Source organism: Streptomyces sp. NRRL B-1140, assembly GCF_001280065.1.
Classification (GTDB): domain Bacteria; phylum Actinomycetota; class Actinomycetes; order Streptomycetales; family Streptomycetaceae; genus Streptomyces.
Genome location: NZ_LGEA01000148.1, coordinates 243,448 through 266,279, shown reverse-complemented (window position 1 = coordinate 266,279; position 22,832 = coordinate 243,448). Strand labels below are relative to the sequence as shown.

Annotated in this window: 19 protein-coding genes; 7 read left to right on the top strand and 12 right to left on the bottom strand. The window is 71.3% G+C overall.

Features of this window, described 5'->3' with window-relative positions; translation table 11 throughout:
- Window positions 1–202, bottom strand: a 202-nt coding sequence (locus tag ADK65_RS39535; RefSeq protein ID WP_159038860.1) for a hypothetical protein, incomplete at its 3' end; no start/stop codon positions are given.
- Between the two features lie 473 nt (window positions 203–675).
- On the opposite strand from ADK65_RS39535, the gene ADK65_RS34415 reads away from it, so the two are divergent.
- A complete protein-coding gene (locus ADK65_RS34415) occupies window positions 676–2,397 on the top strand; it encodes a glycoside hydrolase family 6 protein (RefSeq protein WP_053675177.1) in 1,722 nt (573 codons plus the stop codon).
- Window positions 2,398–2,528: 131 nt separating this feature from the next.
- The gene (locus ADK65_RS34410) at window positions 2,529–3,422 is read left to right on the top strand and encodes a class I SAM-dependent methyltransferase (RefSeq protein WP_053675174.1); all 894 of its coding nucleotides are present in this window, start codon (window positions 2,529–2,531) and stop codon (window positions 3,420–3,422) included.
- 154 nt (window positions 3,423–3,576) lie between these two features.
- Here ADK65_RS34410 and ADK65_RS34405 read toward each other — a convergent pair whose 3' ends face one another.
- The 3 genes from ADK65_RS34405 to ADK65_RS34395 all read right to left on the bottom strand — a co-directional run bounded on the left by ADK65_RS34405 (window position 3,577) and on the right by ADK65_RS34395 (window position 7,554).
- Window positions 3,577–4,368, bottom strand: a complete 792-nt coding sequence (locus ADK65_RS34405) for an aldo/keto reductase (protein WP_053675223.1) — start codon at window positions 4,366–4,368, stop codon at window positions 3,577–3,579.
- 156 nt (window positions 4,369–4,524) lie between these two features.
- Complete coding sequence (locus ADK65_RS34400) at window positions 4,525–6,351, bottom strand: AMP-dependent synthetase/ligase (protein WP_053675172.1); 1,827 nt, start codon at window positions 6,349–6,351, stop codon at window positions 4,525–4,527.
- A gap of 324 nt (window positions 6,352–6,675) precedes the next feature.
- Complete coding sequence (locus tag ADK65_RS34395; RefSeq protein ID WP_053675170.1) at window positions 6,676–7,554, bottom strand: LysR substrate-binding domain-containing protein; 879 nt, start codon at window positions 7,552–7,554, stop codon at window positions 6,676–6,678.
- Between the two features lie 161 nt (window positions 7,555–7,715).
- Between ADK65_RS34395 and ADK65_RS34390 the strand changes: the two genes are divergently transcribed.
- Window positions 7,716–8,729: a bile acid:sodium symporter family protein gene (locus ADK65_RS34390; protein ID WP_053675168.1), complete on the top strand. Its 1,014-nt coding sequence runs from the start codon at window positions 7,716–7,718 to the stop codon at window positions 8,727–8,729.
- Here ADK65_RS34390 and ADK65_RS34385 read toward each other — a convergent pair.
- The 3 genes from ADK65_RS34385 to ADK65_RS34375 all read right to left on the bottom strand — a co-directional run bounded on the left by ADK65_RS34385 (window position 8,665) and on the right by ADK65_RS34375 (window position 12,838).
- Window positions 8,665–9,900, bottom strand: coding sequence for a DUF4185 domain-containing protein (locus tag ADK65_RS34385; protein ID WP_053675166.1), 1,236 nt, complete (start codon window positions 9,898–9,900; stop codon window positions 8,665–8,667). The genes ADK65_RS34390 and ADK65_RS34385 overlap by 65 nt on opposite strands.
- Window positions 9,901–9,911: 11 nt before the next feature.
- Window positions 9,912–11,780 carry a sialidase family protein gene (locus ADK65_RS34380; RefSeq protein WP_053675164.1) on the bottom strand — a complete coding sequence of 623 codons (1,869 nt, stop codon included), beginning with the start codon at window positions 11,778–11,780 and terminating at the stop codon, window positions 9,912–9,914.
- 140 nt (window positions 11,781–11,920) lie between these two features.
- Window positions 11,921–12,838, bottom strand: coding sequence for a quinone oxidoreductase family protein (locus ADK65_RS34375; protein ID WP_053675221.1), 918 nt, complete (start codon window positions 12,836–12,838; stop codon window positions 11,921–11,923).
- Window positions 12,839–12,941: 103 nt separating this feature from the next.
- Between ADK65_RS34375 and ADK65_RS34370 the strand changes: the two genes are divergently transcribed.
- Entirely contained in the window at window positions 12,942–13,385 is a 444-nt protein-coding gene (locus ADK65_RS34370; protein ID WP_053675162.1) for a MarR family winged helix-turn-helix transcriptional regulator, read from the top strand.
- Between the two features lie 90 nt (window positions 13,386–13,475).
- Here ADK65_RS34370 and fdhD read toward each other — a convergent pair whose 3' ends face one another.
- From fdhD to ADK65_RS34345, 5 genes are read right to left on the bottom strand one after another with little or no spacing between them, the layout of a single operon-like run.
- Window positions 13,476–14,324 carry a formate dehydrogenase accessory sulfurtransferase FdhD gene (gene fdhD, locus ADK65_RS34365; protein WP_053675160.1) on the bottom strand — a complete coding sequence of 283 codons (849 nt, stop codon included), beginning with the start codon at window positions 14,322–14,324 and terminating at the stop codon, window positions 13,476–13,478.
- A 7-nt stretch (window positions 14,325–14,331) separates the two neighbouring features.
- Window positions 14,332–15,192 (bottom strand): 2Fe-2S iron-sulfur cluster-binding protein, encoded by an 861-nt coding sequence (locus ADK65_RS34360; RefSeq protein ID WP_053675158.1) that lies wholly within the window; start codon window positions 15,190–15,192, stop codon window positions 14,332–14,334.
- Window positions 15,189–17,012 (bottom strand): NAD(P)H-dependent oxidoreductase subunit E, encoded by a 1,824-nt coding sequence (locus ADK65_RS34355; protein WP_053675156.1) that lies wholly within the window; start codon window positions 17,010–17,012, stop codon window positions 15,189–15,191. Before ADK65_RS34355 ends, ADK65_RS34360 begins: the two co-directional genes overlap by 4 nt.
- A gap of 6 nt (window positions 17,013–17,018) precedes the next feature.
- Complete coding sequence (locus ADK65_RS34350; RefSeq protein ID WP_053675154.1) at window positions 17,019–18,944, bottom strand: molybdopterin oxidoreductase family protein; 1,926 nt, start codon at window positions 18,942–18,944, stop codon at window positions 17,019–17,021.
- Window positions 18,941–19,912 (bottom strand): 2-dehydropantoate 2-reductase, encoded by a 972-nt coding sequence (locus ADK65_RS34345; protein ID WP_053675152.1) that lies wholly within the window; start codon window positions 19,910–19,912, stop codon window positions 18,941–18,943. The genes ADK65_RS34350 and ADK65_RS34345 overlap by 4 nt, the downstream gene beginning before the upstream one ends.
- A 234-nt stretch (window positions 19,913–20,146) precedes the next feature.
- Here ADK65_RS34345 and ADK65_RS34340 point away from each other — a divergent pair, with 234 nt between their 5' ends.
- The 3 genes from ADK65_RS34340 (at window position 20,147) to ADK65_RS34335 (ending at window position 22,699) form a co-directional block, all read left to right on the top strand.
- The gene (locus ADK65_RS34340; RefSeq protein WP_053675150.1) at window positions 20,147–21,481 is read left to right on the top strand and encodes an OFA family MFS transporter; all 1,335 of its coding nucleotides are present in this window, start codon (window positions 20,147–20,149) and stop codon (window positions 21,479–21,481) included.
- The gene (locus ADK65_RS39040) at window positions 21,450–21,590 is read left to right on the top strand and encodes an MFS transporter small subunit (protein WP_199825753.1); all 141 of its coding nucleotides are present in this window, start codon (window positions 21,450–21,452) and stop codon (window positions 21,588–21,590) included. Before ADK65_RS34340 ends, ADK65_RS39040 begins: the two co-directional genes overlap by 32 nt.
- Window positions 21,591–21,760: 170 nt before the next feature.
- Complete coding sequence (locus ADK65_RS34335) at window positions 21,761–22,699, top strand: beta-ketoacyl-ACP synthase III (RefSeq protein WP_053675148.1); 939 nt, start codon at window positions 21,761–21,763, stop codon at window positions 22,697–22,699.
- Window positions 22,700–22,832 lie beyond the last annotated feature (133 nt).

Genomic DNA, 22,832 nt, shown 5'->3' with positions numbered 1-22,832 from the left:
CCGTGCCGCGGTTGGTGAGGGTGAGGTCCACGGTGAAACCGGAGCCCCAGTCGTTCGTCTTGTAGTCGACACTGCACTGAAGTGCCGCAGCCTGCGCGGGAGTCGACCCTGAGGAGAGCATCGTCAGCGGAAGGGTGAGAGCTGCGAGCGCGGCGGTCCACAGACGCCGCACTGCTCTCCGCCTCCGGGGTGGGGGATGCATGGTGCTGGTTCCTCCTTGCGGCTCGGAGAAGTCAAGGCTTGAACCAGTGGGAGCGCTCCCATAGTGCGGATGCGTCAGGTACCGGTCAAGGTCCTCGAAGAGTCGAAAAGATTCGACGCCCCGCGTTGAGCAAAAGTCAGCGACTCCCCTGTTCTTTACCGTCACTTGCCGCTACCTTCCTTGACACCAGTGGGAGCGATTCCATCAGTCGACGCGTCCGTCACGGCACGCCCGACCTGCAAGGAGTCGCTCATGCGACACCCCCCGCGTTCAGTACTTTGAGCCGCCGCCGGCGCGAGAGCGCCGCGCGCGGCGGACAGCCGCCGCCCTGTGCCGGCCGCATACGGAGCCGCCCCGGCCCCTGCATGCCTGCGGACCTCCCACCGCACCCCTGAACAGCTCACCGCACCTCTGAACCCCCCACGGAACCGCGCACATCGCAAGGAATCCAACGGAAGAGGGAACCCCCACTCATGAGCCGTACGAGAATCGCGTTACTGGCCGCCATGGCCCTGGTCGGCGGCGTGACCGGAACCGCCTTCGCCGTCGACCCGGGCGGTGCCGACGCCGCCGCAGTCCCCTGCACCGTCGACTACAAGATCCAGAACCAGTGGAGCACCGGCTTCACGGCCGCCGTGACCATCACCAACAACAGCGCCGCCAAGTCGTCGTGGTCGCTGAAGTGGTCCTACGCCGGCGACCAGAAGGTCACCAGTGGCTGGAACGCCAAGGTGAGCCAGAGCGGTGCCGCCGTCACCGCCGCCAACGAGACGTACAACGCCCAGCTGGGAACCGGCGCTTCGGTGAGCTTCGGCTTCCAGGGCAGCTACAGCGGCAGCAACGCGATCCCGGCGACCTTCACCCTCGACGGTGTCACGTGCAACGTCGACGGCGGCGGCCCCGGCGGCCCCACGGATCCGCCGGACCCGGGCGGACCGTCCAACCGGGTGAACAACCCCTACGAGGGCGCGAAGGTGTACGTGAACCCGGAGTGGTCCGCGAACGCCGCCGCCGAGCCGGGCGGCAGCCGCGTCTCCAACCAGCCCACGGGCGTCTGGCTGGACCGCATCGCGGCCATCAACGGCGCGAACGGCAAGATGGGCCTGCGTGCCCACCTCGACGAGGCGCTGCGCCAGAAGGGCTCCGGCGAGCTCGTCGTCCAGTTCGTCATCTACAACCTGCCCGGCCGGGACTGCTCCGCCCTGGCCTCCAACGGCGAGCTGAAGGCCGACGAGATCGGCCGCTACAAGACCGAGTACATCGATCCCATCAAGGCCATCCTCGCCGACCCGAAGTACGCCTCGCTGCGGATCGTCACCACGGTCGAGATCGACTCGCTGCCCAACCTCGTCACCAACACCGGCAGCCGCCCGACGGCCGTCCCGCAGTGTGACGTGATGAAGGCCAACGGCAACTACGTCAAGGGCGTCGGCTACGCGCTGAACAAGCTCGGCGACGTGCCGAACGTCTACAACTACGTCGACGCCGGGCACCACGGCTGGATCGGCTGGGACGACAACTTCGGCCCCACCGCCGCCATCATGAAGGAGGCGGCGACCGCCGAGGGCGCCACGGTGAACGACGTCCACGGCTTCATCACCAACACGGCGAACTACAGCGCCCTGAAGGAGAACAACTTCACCATCGACGACACCGTGGCCGGCAAGTCCGTCCGTGAGTCGAAGTGGATCGACTGGAACCGCTACCTCGACGAGCTGTCCTACGCCCAGGCCTTCCGCAGCCGGCTGGTCACGGCGGGCTTCAACTCGGGCATCGGCATGCTGATCGACACCTCCCGCAACGGCTGGGGCGGCACCGCACGGCCCACCGGACCGGGCGCGACGACCAGCGTCGACACCTATGTCGACGGCGGGCGATACGACCGTCGCTTCAACGCCGGCAACTGGTGCAACCAGTCCGGAGCAGGCCTCGGTGAGCGTCCGAAGGCCGCCCCGGCCGCGGGGATCGACGCGTACGTGTGGATGAAGCCGCCGGGCGAGTCCGACGGGGCGAGCAAGCAGATCCCCAACGACGAGGGCAAGGGCTTCGACCGCATGTGCGACCCGACCTACACGGGCAACCCGCGCAACAACTACAACATGTCCGGTGCCCTGTCGGACGCGCCGCTGTCCGGGCACTGGTTCTCAGCCCAGTTCCGGCAGTTGATGCAGAACGCGTACCCGCCGCTGTCCTGACCGGTTCGCGGTGAACCGCTGATCCGCCGGGGCACCGGGCCCCGGCGGATTTTGCGGGACCGGCAACAGCGGTGGCCTCCGTTCGGTGCGTCGGTGCACGCTGACCGCATCCGAGCGAGAGGCTGATCACCATGGGGCACCACCACGACCACGAGCGGGGCGACGGCCCTCGGCACGACCACACCCATCTCGACTGGGCCGAGATGGGCCCGATGCTGGAGTCCTCGGCGGAGCTGTTCGCGTCCCTCTACGAGCGGGCCCTGGGCTGGCTGGCGCAGGAGGTGACCGAGCCGGGGCTGATCGTCGACGCCGGCAGTGGGCCGGGCGTCGTGTCATGCCTGTTCGCGGAGGTGTTCCCGGGCGCGCGGATCGTGGCGGTGGACGGCTCCGAGACGCTGCTGGAGCGGGCCCGGGCACGAGCCGGTCGCCTGGGCGTCGCCGACCGCTTCGGCACGCTCACCGGTGACCTGCCCGAAGTGCTCGGCGAGCTGGACTACCCCGCCGATCTGCTCTGGGCGAGCCGCAGCCTGCATCACCTGGGCGACCAGCGGGCCGCGCTGGCCGCCTTCGCGCAGCGGCTCGCGCCGGGCGGCACGCTCGCCCTCATGGAGGGTGGTCTGCCCCTGCGGTTCCTGCCGCGCGACATCGGCATCGGCCGGCCCGGGCTCCAGGCGCGGATCGACGCGATGGAGGCGGAGTGGTTCAGCCGGATGCGCACCGACCTGCCCGGGCACGTGGCCGAGACGGAGCACTGGCCCGCCCTGCTGGCCGCCGCGGGTCTCCAGCACACGAGGACGCACAGCTTCCTGCTCGATCTCCCGGCCCCCGCCTCGGACCGGGCACGCGCCTATGTCGTGGCGTCGCTGTCGCACATGCGTGACATGCTCGCCGGGGAGCTCGACGCCGAGGACCTCGCGACCGTCGACCGGCTGCTCGACCCCGACGACGAGGCGGGCCTGCACCGCCGCCCGGACGTGTTCGTCCTGGAGGCCCATACGGTGCACACGGCGGTCCGGCCCGCGTAGCGGGTCAAGCGCCTTCAGGGGAACCCGGCCCGATGCACCTCACAACGGCAGCGCCCCGGCCCCGGACCCCGCGAGGGGGCTCCGGACCGGGGCGCTCCCGGGTCTCCGGCCTGTCCTGCGAGGGGGCTTCGGGCCCGGATGCTGCCGGTGCGGCTCAGGCGCCGTTGAACTCGGCCGGGTCCGGGCCGATGCGCCGGTCCTCGTTCAGCGCGCTGATCGCCGCCAGGTCCTCGTCGTCGAGGCTGAAGTCGAACACTTCGATGTTCTCCTTGATCCGCGACGGCGTCACGGACTTCGGGATCACCACGTTGCCCAGCTGGATGTGCCAGCGCAGCACGACCTGCGCGGGCGTGCGGTTGTGCTTCTGGGCGATGGCCACGATCGCCGGGACCTCCAGCAGGCCCTTGCCCTGGCCGAGCGGGGACCATGCCTCGGTGGCGATGCCCTGCTGCGCGTGGTACTCACGGGAGGCGGCCTGCTGCAGGTGCGGATGCAGCTCGATCTGGTTCACCGCCGGGACGACCGACGTCTCACCGATCAGCTTCTCCAGGTGCTCGGGAAGGAAGTTGGAGACACCGATGGCCCGGATCCGGCCGTCGGCGTGCAGCTTCTCGAACGCCCGGTAGGTGTCGACGTACAGATCCCGCTCCGGCGTCGGCCAGTGGATCAGGTACAGGTCGACGAAGTCCAGGCCCAGCTTCTCCAGCGAAGTGTCGAAGGCGCGCAGCGTGGAGTCGTATCCCTGGTCGGAGTTCCAGAGCTTCGTGGTGACGAAGAGCTCCTCGCGGGGCACACCGGAGTCGGCGATGGCCTTGCCGGTGCCCTCCTCGTTGCCGTAGACCGCCGCGGTGTCGATGCTGCGGTACCCGGCCTCCAGTGCCGTCCCGACGGCCGTCTCGGCCTCGTCGTCCGGCACCTGCCAGACGCCGAAGCCCAGCTGGGGCATCTCGACGCCGTTGTTCAGGATGATCGGGGGGACCTTGCTCACGAGCTCTCGATCCTTCGGTAAGTGGTCAGTGTGCTCCCATCGTCAACGATCACGGGCGGTGATGCATTCCTGACGGGAGATCTCCGAAGCCACACCTGCCCCGCGGGGCGGAGGTCACGCCCGGTAGAGCGCCTCGACCTCGTTCTCGTAGGCGTTCTCGATGGCCTTCCGCTTCAGCTTCAGGGACGGGGTCAGCAACCCGTGCTCCTCAGTGAACGGCTGGGCCAGTATGCGGAAGGTGCGGATCGACTCGGCCTGTGAGACGAGGGTGTTGGCGGCGACCACCGCGCGGCGCACCTCCGTCTCCAGATCCGCGTCGCGCACCAGCTGCGCCGGGGACATCTGCGGCTTGGACCGCATGGCCAGCCAGTGCTCCACGGCCTCCTGGTCGAGGGTGATCAGGGCGGCGATGTACGGGCGGTCGTTGCCGACCACGATGCACTGGTTGACCAGCGGATGGTCCCGGACGCGTTCCTCCAGCACGCCGGGGGAAACGCTCTTCCCGCCGGACGTGACCAGGATCTCCTTCTTGCGGCCGGTGATGGTGAGGAAGCCGTCCTCGTCCAGAGCGCCGAGGTCGCCGGTGGCGAGCCAGCCGTCGTGCAGGGTCGCGTCGGTGGCCTTCTGGTTGTTGAGGTACCCCTGGAAGACGTTCTCGCCGTGCAGCCAGATCTCGCCGTCGTCCGCGATGTGCACGGTCATGCCCGGGATGGGCTGCCCGACCGTGCCGAACCGGGTGCGCCCGGGCGGGTTGGCGGTCGCGGCCGCCGTGGACTCGGTCAGGCCGTAGCCCTCGTAGATGTGCACGCCCGCTCCGGCGAAGAACAGCCCGAGACGGCGGTCCATCGCCGAGCCGCCGGACATGGCGTGCTTGATGCGGCCGCCCATCGCGGCGCGGATCTTGGTGTAGACGAGCTTGTCGAACAGCTGGTGCTGCATGCGCAGGCCCGCCGACGGGCCGGGGCCGGTGCCCCAGGCCTTGGCCTCCATCGCGTCCGCGTACCTGATCGCGATGTCGACGGCCTTCTCGAAGGGGCCGGAGCGGCCCTCCTTCTCGGCCTTGCGGCGGGCCGCGTTGAACACCTTCTCGAAGATGTAGGGCACGGCCAGGAAGAAGGTCGGCTTGAACGCGGCCAGATCCGGCAGCAGGGCCGCCGCGTTCAGCTGCGGCTGGTGGCCGAACTTCACCTTGCCGCGGATCCCGGCGACCTGGACCATCCGCCCGAAGACATGCGCGAGCGGCAGGAACAGCAGGGTCGCCGCCTCGTCGCCGCGCCGGGAGTGGAACACCGGCTCCCAGCGCTCGATGACGGTGTCCGCCTCGTACATGAAGTTGCCGTGCGTGATGAGGCAGCCCTTGGGGCGGCCGGTGGTGCCCGAGGTGTAGATGATCGTGGCCACCGACTCGGGTGTGACGGCCTGCCGGTGGCGGTGCACCACCTCGTCGTCGAGGTGCGCGCCCGCGTCGTACAGCTCGTGCACGGCGCCGGAGTCCAGCTGCCACAGCCGGCGAAGCCGGGGCAGCCGGTCGATGACGGTGGCGATCGTCATCGCGTGGTCCTCGTGCTCGACGACCGCGGCGGTCACCTCGGCGTCGTAGAGCATCCAGAAGCACTGCTCGGCCGAGGACGTGGGATAGACCGGCACGACCTGGGCGCCGATGGTCCACAACGCGTAGTCGAACAGCGTCCATTCGTAGCGCGTACGGGACATGATCGCGACCCGGTCGCCGAACCGGATGCCGCTCGCCAGCAGACCCTTGGCCAGGGCGAGCACCTCGTCACGGAACTCGGCGCTGGTGACGTCCTGCCACTGTCCGGAGTCGTCCTTGCGGCCCAGCGCGATGTGCTGTGGGTCCTCCTGGGCATGCTCGAAGACCACGTCGGCCAGACCGCCCACCGGAGGTGCCAACGCCAACGGAGGGTTGGTGAACTCGCGCAAACCCCGCTCCCCGTTCCTCAGCGCTCTTGTCGAGTGACGCCCCGCACAGCGCCGTGAAAGCTACCCCACCAGGCCGGGGGGCGGGAGGGGGTACGGAAGCACACACCGCTCCGGCCCGCGCTGGTCAGCGTGGGAAAAAGCGCTCACATGGGGAAGGGTCGGACACAAACCTGACGGTTGAGTAAGTTTCGGTGCCGTAATCTCCACCGAATCTGTACGAGCCCGTCCGTGTCGCGGCGCACCGTCGAAGGGGGTCCCTTCTGTCAGCGGAACGGCGGCGGATTCTGTCACTCCGCTTCTGTCGGAGGTGACTGACCGGCCAGGTCACAGCCCCTTTCGCGCGCTGCGCTGCAGCCGGTCCCCGCCTGCCAGGATCGCCGCTGCCAGGGCGTCCGCCGCGCCCTGGGCGGAGGGACGGCGCCGGCCGTGCACCAGGACGAAGTCGACCTGCCCCAGTTCCGGCAGGCCGGCCCGGTCGGGGATCCGGACCAGGCCCGGCGGGATCAGACCGCGGGAGTGGGCCATCACGCCGAGCCCCGCCCGGGCCGCCGCGACGAGGCCGTTGAGGCTGCCGCTGGTGCACACCACGCGCCAGTCGCGGCCCTGCCGTTCCAGGGCCTCGAGGGCGAGGGCGCGGGTGATGCCGGGGGGCGGGTAGACGATGAGCGGCACCGGGCGGTCCGGGTCGAGCCGGAGGCGTTCCGCGCCGATCCACACCAGCCGGTCGTGCCGGACCAGCTCGCCCCGCGGGTCCTCGGGCCGCCGCTTGGCCAGGACCAGATCCAGCTTCCCGGCGGCCAGCCGCTCGTGCAGGGTGCCCGACAGCTCGACCGTCAGTTCCAGGTCGACCTCCGGATGCTCGTGCCGGAAGCCCTCCAGGATCTCGGGCAGCCGCGTCAGCACGAAGTCCTCCGAGGCGCCGAAACGCAGCCGGCCGCGCAGCCGGGTGCCGGTGAAGAACGCCGCGGCCTGCTCGTGCACCTCCAGGATCCGGCGCGCGAAGCCCAGCATGGCCTCGCCGTCCTCGGTCAGCTCGACCGAGTGCGTGTCCCGGCTGAACAGCGTCCGCCCGGTGGCCTCCTCCAGCCGCCGCACGTGCTGGCTGACCGTCGACTGCCGCACCCCGAGCCGCCGCGCGGCCTGCGTGAAACTGAGCGTCTGCGCCACCGAGAGGAACGTGCGCAGCTGGGAGGGGTCGTACACGAGCCCATGTTATCGCGGAACGAAATGACAGTGAGAGCGGTGTACCGGATTCCCGATCGCCGGTCGGGGAAGCAGGATGGAAGGGGACCGTCACGGCCCCGGACCGACCGAAGTACCAAAGCAAGTGGAGCACCGTGAAACGCCTGCGCTGGCCGCATTGGATGCCGATCGACCCCTACATCCTGCTCCTTCTCGGGACAGTGGGCCTCGCCGCACTGCTCCCGGTGCGCGGAACGGCCGCGGACGTCGCCTCGGGAGCCTCCACGGCCGCGGTCGCCCTCCTCTTCTTCCTGTACGGCGCCCGGCTCTCCACGCGCGAGGCGCTCGACGGACTGCGGCACTGGCGGCTGCACGTGACCGTCCTGGCCTGCACCTTCGTGGTCTTCCCGCTGCTCGGTCTCGCGGCCCGCGGGCTGGTGCCGGTGATCCTGACGCACCCGCTCTACCAGGGACTGCTCTTCCTCACCCTGGTCCCGTCGACCGTCCAGTCGTCGATCGCCTTCACGTCGATGGCCCGCGGCAACGTCCCCGCCGCGATCTGCGCGGGCTCCTTCTCCTCCCTCATCGGCATCGTCGCCACCCCGCTGCTCGCGGCCTCGCTGCTCGGCGGCAGTGGCGGCGGCTTCTCCGCCGACTCACTGCTGAAGATCGTGCTGCAACTGCTGGTGCCGTTCCTCGCCGGGCAGCTCCTGCGCCGCTGGATCGGCGGCTTCGTCACCCGCAACAAGCAGGTCCTCGGCCTGGTGGACCGCGGCTCCATCCTGCTCGTCGTCTACACCGCGTTCAGCGCGGGCATGGTCCAGGGCATATGGCACCAGGTCAGCCCGGTGCGGCTGGGCGCCCTGGCCGTCGTCGAGGCCGTGATCCTCGCCGTGATGCTGCTGCTCACCTGGTACGGCGGCAAGGCGCTGGGCTTCGGCCGGGCCGACCGGATCGCGATCCAGTTCGCCGGCTCGAAGAAGTCCCTGGCCGCCGGACTGCCCATGGCGAGCGTCCTGTTCGGCGCGCAGGCGGCCCTCGCCGTGCTGCCGCTGATGCTCTTCCACCAGATGCAGCTCATCGTGTGCGCGGTGATCGCCAAGCGGCGTGCGCGGGAGGCGGCGGCGGAGGTCACCGCGCCGCGGCCAGGCGCAACGACACGAACCGCGGTCGGTACAGGGACACGTTCCGGCTGAGCCGGTCGGCGGCGCCCGTCGGCTCCAGCCAGTTGACGTCGTAGCTCAGGACGAGCCGTCCGTCGCCGCTCAGCACCGGATGCGCCTGCGGGTTGTAGGCGGCCACCTCCCCCCGCGGCAGCGGCGGGCCGAACTCCTCTCCCGGTCCGTGCCACGGCCCGGCCGGGGAGCAGGCCCAGTAGGACGCCACGGTGGTCAGCCCCCTCGCGCCGGCGGCCATGGTGAACAGCACGTACGTACCGCCCTCCCGGACGACCGAGAACGCGCTGCCCACGCCCCTGCTGCGCCCGTCCCCGAGCACCGGCCGGGGGCGGGCCCGCGGCACCCACGCCGAACCGCTCCAGTACTGCCAGGCCGACGGATCCGCGAGCCGGCCCTCCGGCACCCGGGCCGCGTACGCGTGTGAAGCGGGACGGGAAGCGGCCCGGCCGTCGTCGCCGCCGAACACGTAGGTCCAGCCGTCCTCCTCGACCAGCGTCGTGCCGAACAGCACCCGCCGGGACGGGTCCGGCACCGACTGCTGGCCGAACACCTCGATGATCGATTCCAGGCGCAGCCCGGGCAGCGACAGCGTGGCGACCTCGGTCGCGGTGGGCACGCCGTAGATCCAGGGGGCCTGTCCCGCCGCGCGCACCCACAGCAGCACCCGGACGACCCGCTCCGGGGAGCCGGGGGAGCGGGGCTCGACGCGTGCGGCGACCGGCCAGCGCCACCGGTTCGGTGCAGGGTCGGCGAACAGCGGGGCGGGCAGGGTGGATTCGAGCCGGCCGTCGCGCATCAGCACGGCCGAGTTGCGCACCAGCGGTGTGGCGGCGTCCCGCCAGGCGTGGGACTCGCCGTGGGGATTGGGCGGGCCGTACACCCGGCCCAGATAGGTGTCCGAGAACAGCCACAGCACCCGGCCGTCCGGCAGGCGCACCGAGTGGGTGCCGTCGCCGCCGGTCCAGTCGTCCGTGCGGCTCGCGTCGTCGCCGTAGCGGGCGAACTCGGCGTCGAGGGCGTCGTTGCTGTCCCAGGAGCCGACGGTGAGCGCCTGGCAGGCGTCGTCGTCCGCACCGTCGTCGCCGGGCAGGGCGATGAGCAGCGCCGCGCCGAGCACCAGGACCAGCAGCAGGCCGATCCCGGTTCCCGTGCGCTGTCGTGCTCGTAATGCTCCTGAGTCGTCGGGCACGTCCCGTGACGTTAGTTGCTGCCGCTCACCCGGTCCATGGGCAGCCACAGCACCGTGCCCCGGGAGGCCGCGCCCGAGGCGCCGAAGGCCAGCTCCTCGTCGCTCAGGGCCCGGTTCCACACCCGCACGTCGTCCATCGCCCCGGTGAGGAAGGCCCGGCTGTCCATGCGCTGGCCGATGTGCACGCCGAAGGGCGAGTTGCGGCTGACCGAGCCCGGCACGTCAGCGGTGGTGAGCGGCGTGCCGTCGAGGAACAGGGTCAGCAGCCCGGCGCCCCGGCGCAGCGCCAGATGGTGCCAGCGGCCGTCGTTGCGGGCGCCGTCGGTCCACACCGAGGCCGACCTGACGGTCGTCGCTCCCGACCTGGTGGTGATCAGCGCCCGGACCCGGTCGCTCGCGGGTTCCCCGCGCAGCCAGATCTGCGGCTGGGTGCCGCCGATGCCGCCCATCCACAGGAAGGGCTGCTCGCCGACCGTGGCCGTGTAGCGGAAGTGCAGCGACACCGTGAAGTCCCCCTCCCCGATCGCCGGCCGGGACCGGTACGGGAGCCGGACGGCGTCGTCGACGCCGTCGAAGGCCAGAGCGCCGCCCCGGACGCCGTCCGTCCGCGCCGCGCCGCCGAGCACGGCGGCGGGCCGGCCGCCCGCCGCCGCGTCACGGGTGGTCGGGTCGGAGCCCCGCCGCGGCCTCAGCCAGTCGTCGGTGAAGCGCGCGAAGCGGATCTCCTCGCGCGCGTCGGCCGCGCCGCCCTCGTACAGCAGCCCCACCGTCGTGCCGCCCAGGGCCGCCATGTCGGAGTAGCCGGACCAGTCCGTGGTGACGACCGTGCCCCGGTCCACGCTCTCCCAGGTGCGCCCGCCGTCGTAGGAGGACCGGATCATCATCGTGCGGCGGCGGTCCGGGTCGGCCGGAGCGGACAGCAGCATCCGCTCGCCGAGGCGCAGGATCGCGCCCTGGACCTGAGGGGTGTACAGGTCCGGCAGGCCGCGGAAGGGCGTGGCGAAGCTGTCGCCGCCGTCCGCGCTGAGGGTCTGGGAGCGGTGGCCCAGGTCGGTGCCGTCCTGTTCCCGGCCGCTGACGAGCAGGACGCCGTCGGCGCGTTCGGTGAGCGTCACCTCGGACGGCCGCTGCCGGGCCGTGCCGTCCTGCGCCACGGGCCAGGTGTCCGTGGCGCCGACGCGCCAGGACTCGCCGCCGTCGTCGCTGACGACGAGCGCGGCGTGGGCGGCCAAGACTCTCTTGCCGTCCCACGACTCGGCGTTGACGCCGAAGACGAGCCGCCCGCCGTGCCTGCCGCGGGTCAGCTGGACGCCGTGCACGGGCCCGGTCGCGTACCAGGAGTTCCAGTCCTCAGGGAGGATGGCGTCGCTCAGGTCGCGCGGTTTCGACCAGGTGCGGCCGTCGTCGTCGCTGTACTGCAGGTGCGGGGTGCGGTCGCAGGGGACGGTGCAGTTGCCGGCGTCCGCACGGCCGGTGTTGTACGTCTCGGCCAGCAGGATCCGGCCCGACCTGCGGTCGACGACGGGCGCCGGATTGCCGTGCGTGTCACCCGCGCCCTCGGTGACGACCTGGAGCGGCCCCCAGGTGCGGCCGCCGTCGGTGGAGCGCTTGAGCACGATGTCGATGTCGCCCGCGTCACCGCAGGTGCGGACACGGCCCTCGGCGAAGGCGAGCAGGGTGCCGCCGGTGGTGCGCACCATCGCCGGGATCCGGAAACAGGCGTAGCCCGGGTCCCGGGAGGCCTTGAAGAGCACCTGCTGGGCGAACTGACCGGAGGCCGTGACGGGCCGGCTGTACGCCGCGGTCGTCGGTGCGAGAAGCACCCCGGCGACCGCGGCTGTCAGGGTGGATCTCAGACGGGCGTGAAGACTTGACGGCATGGTGCGACCTGACCTTCGTGCGTCTGCCGGCCGGTGCACCGGCGCGTGGAGAAGGACATCCGGTCGTGCCGGACACTCCACGTCCGATGTCCCGGCCGCAGGTGGTACTCGGGTTGACAGCCCCCCACGAGAAGCGCGTGTCAGGGGATCAGGACCACCTTGCCCAGGTTGGACCGTCCCTCGATCTCCGCGTGCGCCTTGGCCGCGTCCTCCAGGGCGAACTCCCCGTGGACGGCGGGCCGGAGCTCTCCGGCCGTGAACAGCCGCCACAGTTCCTCACGCCACTGCTCGTACAACTCCGGTCTGCCCCGGGCGATGCGGGCCGTCTGGAACCCGATGACCGACTTGGCGCCCACGAGCAGGTCGTAGGCCTGGATGGCGCCGCCGCCCGAGCTGTACGCCACCAGCCGCCCCTCGGGGACGAGCGCGTGGAGGGCGCGGGTGAGCAACTCGCCCCCGACCGCGTCCAGGACGTAGTCCACGGGGGTGCCCCAGCTCGCGTCGCCGTACGAGATGACGTGGTCGGCGCCGAGGCGGCGCACGAAGTCGGCCTTGCCCGGGTCGGAGACGGCTCCCACCACGCGTCCGGCGCCGCGCGTCCTGGCCAGCTGCACGGCCAGGTGGCCGACACCGCTCGCGGCCGCGGTGACCAGGGCCGCCTCGCCCGGCTCGGGGCGGGCCGCCTCCAGGGCGCCGAGCGCGACCAGGCCGCTGCGGACCAGAGCGACCGCGTCGACGGCGCTCGCGTCCCGGGGAACCGGGGAGGCCATGGTCTCGTGCAGCACCGCGAACTCCGCGTAACCGTGGCCGAAACAGAGGCCGGTCACCCGGTCGCCGGTGCCGAAGGCGGTGACGCCCTCGCCGACGGCCGTGACCTGCCCGGCGATCTCGCCGCCGAGCGGCACCGGTTCGGCCGCCTCGGTGACCTTGCGCACGACCGGGAGCGTGACGCCGATCGCCTCCGCGCGCACGAGCAGTTCCCCGGGGCCGGGCGTGGGGAGCGGTGCCTCCTCCGCGAAGAGGGGGCCGCCTCGGGATTCGTAGCGGACGCGGCGCATCGCACCTCCGGGGTCGTCGGTGGTCCCCATGTGTTCATTGGGAAGCCCAACGGTATAGGAGGATCATAGGGAGAACCAATGACTTTGCGGTTAGGCTGCGCCCATGTCGGAAGCTCACCTGCCCGCGATCCGCTCCCTCCCCAGCTGGCTGCTCGGCCGGGCCGCCGCCCGCGGCCGGACCCTGGTGGCCCAGGCGCTGGCGGAGGAGGACATGCGGATGTGGCACCACGTGGTGCTGTCCGCCGTGCGCGACCTCGGCCCCGTCGCCCAGGCCGACCTCGGCCGCGGGGTCAGGCTGGACCCCAAGGACCTGGTCGGCGTGCTCAACGACCTCCAGGCGGCCGGCCTTGTGGTCCGCGAGCCCGACCCGAAAGACCGCCGCAAGAACGCGGTGTCCCTCACCGAGCGGGGGGAACGGCTGCTGAAGCGCTGCGAGAAGGCGGCCCGCGCCGCCAACGACGAACTGCTCGCACCCCTGTCCGCGGCCGAGCGGGAGCAGTTCACGGCGATGCTGCTCCGGATATCCGGTACGGCCGACCAGGCGTGACGCCCCGGGCAGGCCGAGACGGGGCCCCTGCGGCGCAGGGGGCGCTCCCCGCCGGTCGGGGCCCCGCCGCCGTGCAGCGGAGGAACCTGCTCAGCCCTGGGCGGCCGCGGCCCGCAGGGCGATGCGGTCCTCACCCGCGTACACGTTCATGGAGCCGCCCCGCAGGAAGCCCACCAGCGTCAGGCCCGCCTCGGCGGCCAGGTCCACCGCCAGCGAGGACGGCGCCGACACGGCCGCCAGCACGGGTATGCCCGCCATCACGGCCTTCTGCGCCAGCTCGAAGGAGGCCCGGCCCGACACGAGCAGGATCGCCCGCGACAGCGGCAGCTCCCCGTTCTGCAGGGCGCGGCCGACCAGCTTGTCGACCGCGTTGTGCCGGCCCACGTCCTCCCGGACGTCCAGCAGCTCGCCCGCTTCCGAGAACAGGGCCGCCGCGTGCAGGCCCCCGGTCCGGTCGAAGACCCGCTGGGCCGCGCGCAGCCGGTCGGGGAGGCTCGCGAGCAGCTCGGGGGTGATCCGGAGCGGGGGAGTGTCGGCGACGGGCCACCGGGTCGTGGTGCGCACCGCGTCCAGCGACGCCTTGCCGCACAGGCCGCAGGAGGACGTGGTGTAGACGTTGCGCTCCAGGGTGATGTCGGGGATCTCCAAGCCCGGCGCCGTCTTCACGTCGACCACGTTGTACGTGTTCGACCCGTCGTCCGTCGCCCCCGCGCAGTAGACGATGTTCTGCAGGTCCTGCTGCCCGGCCAGCACCCCCTCGCTCACGAGGAACCCCGCCGCCAGCGCGAAGTCGTCGCCCGGGGTGCGCATGGTGATCGCCAGGGGCTTGCCGTTGAGCCGGATCTCCATCGGCTCCTCGGCCACGAGCGTGTCCGCGCGGCCGGAGACCACCCCGTCCCGGATGCGGATCACCTTGCGTCGTTCCGTGACTCGTCCCATGTCCTGATCAGTCCCGGTTCTGTACGTGCTGGTAGCCGAAGCGGCCCTTGATGCAGAGGTTGCCGTGGGTCACCGGGTTGTCGTGCGGCGAGGTGACCTTCACGATCTCATTGTCCTGCACGTGCAGCGTCAGGTTGCAGCCCACTCCGCAGTACGCGCACACCGTGGTCGTCTCCGTCTGCCGCGACTCGTCCCAGGTGCCCGCCGCGCGCATGTCGAACTCGGACTTGAACGACAGTGCCCCCGTCGGGCACACCTCGATGCAGTTCCCGCAGTACACGCATGCCGAGTCGGTCAGTGGCGCGTCGTGCTCCACGGCGATCCGGGCGTCGAAGCCGCGCCCGGCGACGGAGATCGCGAAGGAGTTCTGCCACTGGTCGCCGCAGGCGTCGACGCACTTGTAGCAGAGGATGCATTTGCCGTAATCGCGGACATAGAGGTCGTTGTCGATCCTCGGCTCCTCGTTCAGCCGCGCCGCGTCCGGGCCGAAGCGGTCCGGCTTCGCCTCGTACTCCTTCAGCCACCCGGCGACCTTCGGGGTCGTCGACAGGTCGACCGAGGACGCGAGCAGCTCCAGGACGACCTTGCGGCTGTGCCGGGCGCGCTCGGTGTCGGTGCGGACCTCCATGCCCGGCTCGGCCTTGCGGGAGCAGGCCGGGACGAGTGTCCTGGCCCCCTCGACCTCGACCACACACACCCGGCAGACGTTCTTAGGGCGCAGGGTGTCGCCCTCGCACAGGGTCGGGACGTCCTTCCCCGCCGCCCGGCAGGCGTCCAGGATCGTCGAGCCCTCGGGGACCCTAACCTCCTCCCCGTCGAGGGTGAACTCCAGCACGCGGCGCGGGATCCCCAGCGGTGTGACGGTCATTCGTACGCCCCCAGACGGTCGATGGCGGATTCCACGGCGTTCCACGCGGTCTGCCCCAGACCGCAGATCGAGGCATCCCGCATGGCGCGGCCGACCTCCCGCAGCAGCGCGATGTCACCGGCTGCCTCCGCGCCCGTGCGCTCCACGATCCGGTGCAGCGCCTCCTCCTGCCGCACCGTCCCGACCCGGCACGGCACGCACTGCCCGCACGACTCGTCGCGGAAGAACTCCGCGATGCGCAGCAGCAGCCGGGGCAGGGGCACGATGTCGTCGAAGGCCAAGACGACCCCCGAGCCGAGCGTCGTGCCCGCCTCCCGTGTCCCCTCGAAGGTGAGCGGCACGTCCAGCTCGTCGGGCCGTACGAAACCGCCGGCCGCCCCGCCGAGCAGCACCGCCCGCAGTCCGTCCCGCACCCCGGCCAGGGTGAGCACCTCGCCGAGCGTCGCGCCGAACGGCACCTCATAGACACCGGGCCGCTCCACACTCCCGGACACGCAGAACAGCTTCGGGCCGGTGGAGCGCCCGGTGCCGATCGCCGCGTACGCCGGGGCGCCCATGGTCAGGATCGGCAGGACGTTGACCAGCGTCTCGACGTTGTTCTCGACCGTCGGCTTGCCGAACAGGCCCTTCTCCACCGGGAAGGGCGGCTTGGAGCGGGGCTCGCCCCGGTAACCCTCGATGGAGTTGAACAGGGCCGTCTCCTCACCGCAGATGTAGGCGCCCGCGCCGCGCCGGATCTCGATGTCGAAGGCGTAGCCCTGCCCGAGGACGTCGTCACCGAGCAGTCCGCGGGCCCGGGCCTGTGCGATCGCGTGCTCCAGCAGGCGCAGGGCGCGCGGGTACTCGCCGCGCAGATACAGGTAGCCCTGATGCGCGCCGGTCGCGTACCCGGCGATGGTCATCGCCTCGACCAGTGCGTACGGGTCGCCCTCCATCAGCACCCGGTCCTTGAAGGTACCCGGCTCCGACTCGTCGGCGTTGCACACGAGGTAGTGCGGATGGTCCGGCTGCGACGCGGTGGCCTGCCACTTGCGGCCGGTGGGGAAGGCGGCCCCGCCGCGCCCGACCAGGCCCGAGTCGGTGACCTCGCGGATGACCCCGGCGGGACCCAGTTCGAAGGCGCGGCGCAGGGCGGTGTACCCCCCGTGAGCGCGGTAGTCGTCGAGGGACGAGGGGTCGACCACACCGACGCGGTGCAGCAGCATCAGGCCGTCCTGCCCCGCCTGGGGCACCGCCAGGGCGGCGGTCGGCTCCTCGGGCGCGGAGTCCGGGGAGCTCGCGGCGAGCACGGCGTCGTGGACGGTCGCCGGTGCCGAGACCGCAGTGCGCACGGGGTCCCCGGCCTTGATCGCCAGTGCCGCCGGGGCGCGTTCGCACAGTCCCAGGCACGGGCTGCGCTCGACGCTCACGCCGCTGCCGAGGCCCAGCCGCTCCTCGATCCCGGCACACAGCTGAGGCGCCCCGGCCGCCGCGCACGCCAGGTCCGTGCACACGTGCAGCACGGTCGCCGGCCGGGGCTTGACCGAGAACATGGCGTAGAAGGTGGTGACCCCGTACGCCTCCGCCGGCGGCACCGTCAGCCGCCGGCACAGGTAGTCGAGGGCACCCTCGCTGATCCAGCCGATCCGGTCGTTGATCGCGTGCAGCCCCGGCAACAGCAGGTCGCGGCGTTCCCGGGCCTCACGTCCGCCACGCGCCCACCGCAAATCCGCATCGGTGCGGTCGGCGCCCTCCCAGGAGGACTCGGGAGGCCCGAGCAGGGCGTCGACGGCCGCCCGTTCCTCGTCCGTCGGTTTGCTGTCACCGAAGTGCAGGTCCACTTGTGTTCACCCCACGATGGTCGCGATGGGCAGTTTCTCGATCCGGATCGCCGACGCCTTGAACTCCGCCGTCCCCGCGATCGGGCAGTTCGCCTCGATCGTCAGCGCGTTGGTGTCCACCTCGTCCGGGAAGTGCATGGTCATGAAGGCGAGCCCCGGCCGCAGCGCGGTGTCCACCCACACGGGAGCGGTCACCGACCCGCGCCGCGAGGTCACCTGGACGTGCTCGCCGACCACGACCCCGTAGCGCTCGGCGTCCTCCGGGCTCAGCTCGACGAACTCGCCGCGCCGGAGCGGCGAGGCGTAACCGCCGCTCTGCACCCCGGTGTTGTACGAGTCGAGCCGCCGCCCGGTGGTGAGCCGGATCGGGTACCGCTCGTCGGTGAGGTCCACGGGCGGGTCGTGCCGCACCAGCCCGAACGGGGCGAGTGGGCCACGCCTGGCCGGGTCGGTCTCCCACAACCGGCCGTGCAGGTAAGTGGGTTCGATGGCGTCCGTGCTCGGGCAGGGCCACTGGATGCCCTGATGCTCCTCCAGGCGCTCGTATGTCATGCCGTAGTGGTCGGGCGAGACGGACCTCAGCTCGTTCCACACGGTCTCGGCGTCGGCGTACTTCCAGTCGTGGCCGAGGCGGGCCGCGAGATCGCAGATGATGTCGATGTCCTCGCGGGCCTCGCCGGGCGGGGAGACGGCCTTGCGGACGCGCTGCACCCGCCGCTCGCTGTTGGTGGTCGTGCCGTCGGTCTCCGCCCAGCCGGCGGTGGCCGGCAGGACGACGTCCGCGAGCTCGGCGGTCTTCGTCAGGAAGATGTCCTGCACGACGAGGAAATCCAGGGCCTGCAGCCGCCGCACGGCCTGTGCGCTGTCCGCCTCGGACTGGGCGGGGTTCTCACCGATGCAGTACACGGCCCTCAGCGAGCCGTCCTCCATCGCCTCGAACATCTCCGTGAGGTTCAGGCCGTAGTGGGGCTGGATCACGGTGTCCCAGGCCGACTCGAACTTCAGCCGGGTCTCCGGGTCGAGGATGTCCTGGAAGCCGGGCAGCCGGTTGGGGATCGCCCCCATGTCGCCGCCGCCCTGCACGTTGTTCTGCCCGCGCAGCGGCTGCAGGCCCGAGCCGTAGCGGCCGACGTGCCCGGTGAGCAGGGACAGGTTGATCAGGGCGCGGACGTTGTCGGTGCCGTTGTGGTGCTCGGTGATGCCCAGGGTCCAGCACAACTGGGCCCGCTCGGCACGGGCGTAGGCGTGCGCCACCTCACGGATCGCCGCCGCCGGCACACCCGTCACCTTCTCGGCCAGCGACAGCGTCCACGGTTCGACCAGCGCCTGGTACTCCTCGAAGCCGCTGGTCGCCCGCTCGATGAACGCCTCGTTCGCGAGCCCCGCGTGGATGATCTCGCGGCCGATCGCGTGCGCCATCGGGATGTCCGTGCCGACGTTGAGCCCCATCCAGCTCTCCGCCCACTCGGCGGTCGACGTCCGGCGCGGATCGACCGCGTACATCCGGGCTCCGTTCCTGATGCCCTTCAGCACGTGCTGGAAGAAGATCGGGTGCGCGAACCGGGCGTTGGAGCCCCACATCACGATGACGTCGGTGTGCTCGATCTCCTCGTACGACGACGTCCCGCCGCCCGAGCCGAACGCCGCCGACAGGCCCGCCACGCTCGGGGCGTGGCAGGTGCGGTTGCAGGAGTCGACGTTGTTGGTGCCCATGACGACCCGGGCGAACTTCTGCGCCACGTAGTTCATCTCGTTGGTGGCGCGGGCGCAGCTGAACATCCCGAAGGCGTCGCGGTTGCGTCCGAGGCCCGCGGCGGCCCGGTCCAGGGCCTCCTCCCAGGTGGCCCGCCGGAACGGCTCGTCGCGGGAGTCCCTCACGAGCGGGTGGGTGAGCCGGGTGTAGGTCTTGGGGGTCCGGTCGCGTTTCCTCATGCGGCGCTCCTCAGCGCGAGCAGGTCCGAGATGGCGTGCACGGTGCGCAGGGTGGGCACCTCCACGCCGGTGATCTCCGCCAGCTCGACGACCGCCGCGAGCAGCACGTCGAGTTCGAGCGGCTTGCCACGCTCCAGGTCCTGGAGCGTGGAGGTGCGGTGGTCGCCGACCCGCTCGGCACCGGCGAGCCGGCGCTCGATGGAGACACCGACCTGGCAGCCGAGGGCCTCGGCGACCGCCAGCGTCTCGGTCATCATGATCTCGATGACCCTGCGGGTGCCGCCGTGCAGGCACATCTGCCGCATGGTCGCGCGGGCCAGCGCGCTGATCGGGTTGAAGGAGATGTTGCCGAGCAGCTTGACCCAGATGTCGCCCCGCAGGTCCGGTTCGACGGGGCACTTCAGCCCGCCCGCCTGCATGCCCTCGCTGAACGCGAGACAGCGCGCGGAGCGGCTGCGGTCGGGCTCGCCGATGGAGAACCGCGTGCCCTCCAAGTGCCGGACCACGCCCGGCCCTTCGAGTTCGGTCGCCGCGTAGACGACACAGCCGATGGCCCGTTCGGGCGCGAGCACCGCACTGACCGCGCCGTCCGGGTCGACACTCTCGACACGGTGGCCGTCGTACGGACCGCCGTGCCGGTGGAAGTACCACCAGGGGATGCCGTTCTGGGCCGCGACGACCGAGGTCGTCTCGTGCAGCAACGGCGCGATCAGCGGCCCGCACGCCGCGTACGCGTTGGCCTTCAGGCCCAGGAAGACATGGTCGACCGGGCCGACTTCGCCCGGGTCGTCGGTGGCGTGGGGGCGCGCGGTGAAGTCGCCGCGTGGACTGCGCACCCGGACTCCGTGCTGCCTCATGGCCGCCAGATGCGGTCCACGGGCGATGAGATGCACCTCGGCGCCCGCGCGGTGGAGCGCGGCGCCGACGTAGGCGCCGATGGCACCGGCGCCGAGAACTGCGACTTTCACGGGAACACTCCGTTCGGTTTGAGGGATACCGCGGAGGTGGCTGCCGACCGGCCGCAGACGGGTCGCGGGTGGCTCGCGGACGGCTTGTGTCGACGAAATATTGTCTACAGTATGGAGGTTGGGTGGGCAAGAGTGTGTGCACCGACCGTTCGGCGCAGGCCGGACACCGTTCACCGCATACGGTCGACGCGCCGCCTTCCCAACTGCCCACTGGATCCCTACCGTCCGGGGTTCATGAGTCCCCCAGTAGCGCCCCCGGGCTGGAGCCGCTGGCTCGTTCCGCCCGCCGCTCTCTCCGTACATCTCTCCATCGGCCAGGCCTACGCCTGGAGCGTGTTCAAGCCGCCCCTGGAGTCCGCGCTCGGCCTCAGCGGCACACAGAGCGCGCTGCCCTTCCAGCTGGGCATCGTCATGCTGGGCCTGTCCGCCGCGTTCGGCGGCACGCTCGTGGAGCGCAACGGCCCGCGCTGGGCGATGACCGTCGCCCTGATCTGCTTCTCCTCCGGCTTCCTGCTCTCCGCGCTGGGCGCCTCCCTGGAGCAGTACTGGCTGATCGTCCTCGGCTACGGCTTCGTCGGTGGCATCGGTCTCGGCATCGGCTACATCTCACCCGTCTCCACCCTGATCAAGTGGTTCCCGGACCGGCCCGGCATGGCCACCGGCATCGCCATCATGGGCTTCGGCGGCGGCGCGCTCATCGCCTCGCCCTGGTCGGCCCGGATGCTGGAGTCGTTCGGCGGCGACAGCACCGGCATCGCGCTCGCCTTCCTCGTGCACGGTCTGTCGTACGCCGTCTTCATGCTGCTGGGGGTGCTGCTGGTCCGGGTTCCGCGTCACGCCGTAGGGGCGCGGGAAACTGCGCGACAAGCCCCCACCGGCCCGCAGGTGTCCGCGAACCAGGCGGTGCGCACACCCCAGTTCTGGCTCCTGTGGATCGTGCTCTGCATGAACGTCACCGCCGGCATCGGCATCCTGGAGAAGGCCGCGCCGATGATCACGGACTTCTTCGCCGACACCCCCACTCCGGTGTCGGTGACCGCCGCCGCCGGTTTCGTCGCGCTGCTGTCCGCCGCGAACATGGCCGGCCGCATCGGCTGGTCCTCCACCTCCGACCTCATCGGCCGCAAGAACATCTACCGCGTCTACCTGGGCGTCGGCGCCCTGATGTACGCCCTCATCGCCCTGTTCGGCGACTCCTCCAGGCCGCTGTTCATCCTGTGCGCGCTGGTCATCCTCTCCTTCTACGGCGGCGGTTTCGCCACGGTTCCGGCCTATCTGAAGGACCTGTTCGGCACGTACCAGGTCGGCGCCATCCACGGGCGGTTGCTCACCGCCTGGTCCACGGCCGGGGTGCTCGGCCCACTGATCGTGAACTGGATCGCCGACCGGCAGGAGGAGGCGGGCCGGCACGGCGCGTCCCTGTACGGGCTGTCCTTCGTGATCATGATCGGGCTGCTCGTCGTCGGCTTCGTCGCCAACGAACTCGTCCGGCCCGTCGACCCCCGCCACCACGTCCCCGCCCCGAAGGAGGCCGCCCGTGCCGAGCGACAGCAGTCAGAGTCCGCCTAGCCAGGACCGCCGGTGGCTCATCACCCTCGCCTGGATGTGGGTGGGCGTACCGCTCGCCTACGGGCTCTACGAGCTCGTCCGCAAGGCCACGCAGCTCTTCACCGGGTAGGCGAACCGGGGCGCCGGGTGGGCGTTCGACAGGTGTCCGGGCGTCCGGGCTCCTGACCGAAGCTGACAACGCCGGCGCCCGTTTCCTGTCACCTTGGCTGCCCTCGTACCCGTGAGTCACTGATCAGACTGGTGGATCCGCTACCCAAGGAAACGAGGGGGACCCACCCAATGAACGGCTCGCGCATCGCCGCCGTCGGCCACTACCAGCCCGCCAAGGTGCTCACCAACGAGGACCTGGCGGGCCTGGTGGACACCAGTGACGAGTGGATCAGGAGCCGGGTGGGCATCCGCACGCGTCACATCGCAGGCCCCGACGAGCCGGTCGACGAACTGGCGGCCCACGCCGCCGCCAAGGCCCTGGCCGCGGCCGGACTGACCCCGGCGGACATCGACCTGGTGCTGGTCGCCACCTCCACCGCCGTCGACCGCTCGCCCAACATGGCCGCCCGGGTGGCGGCCCGCCTGGGCGTCCCGCAGGCCGCCACCATGGACCTCAACGTGGTGTGCGCCGGATTCACCCACGCCCTGGCCACGGCCGACCACGCCGTGCGCGCGGGGGGCGCGAGCCGGGCGCTGGTCATCGGGGCCGACAAGATGTCCGAGGTGACCGACTGGAGCGACCGCAGCACATGCGTGCTCGTCGGCGACGGGGCGGGAGCCGCGGTGGTGGAGGCCGCGGGCGAGGCGGGGATCGGGCCGGTGCTGTGGGGCTCGGTGCCCGAGATGGGCCACGCGGTGCGCATCGAGGGCACCCCGCCACGCTTCGCCCAGGAGGGCCAGAGCGTCTACCGCTGGGCCACCACACAGCTCCCGCCCATCGCACGCCGGGCCTGCGAGCGGGCCGGGCTGGAGCCCGCCGATCTCGCGGGGGTCGTGCTGCACCAGGCGAACCTGCGCATCATCGAACCCCTCGCGGAGAAGATCGGCGCGGTCAACGCGGTCGTCGCGCGTGATGTCACGGAGTCCGGCAACACCTCGGCCGCGAGCATCCCGCTGGCCTTCTCGAAGCTGGTCGAGCAGGGGGCGATCGCCACCGGCGACCCGGTGCTGCTGTTCGGCTTCGGCGGGAACCTGTCCTACGCGGGTCAGGTCGTCCGCTGCCCCTGAACCGGGCCCGGTCCCCGGCGGTGTGACGCGCTCAACTCCCCGAAAGCCTGGCTCTTGTGCGCCGTAGACTGTAGACGAAAGACAATCAATACTGACTCTGCGGCGATACCGGCTCGCGCCGCGTTGTGCACGG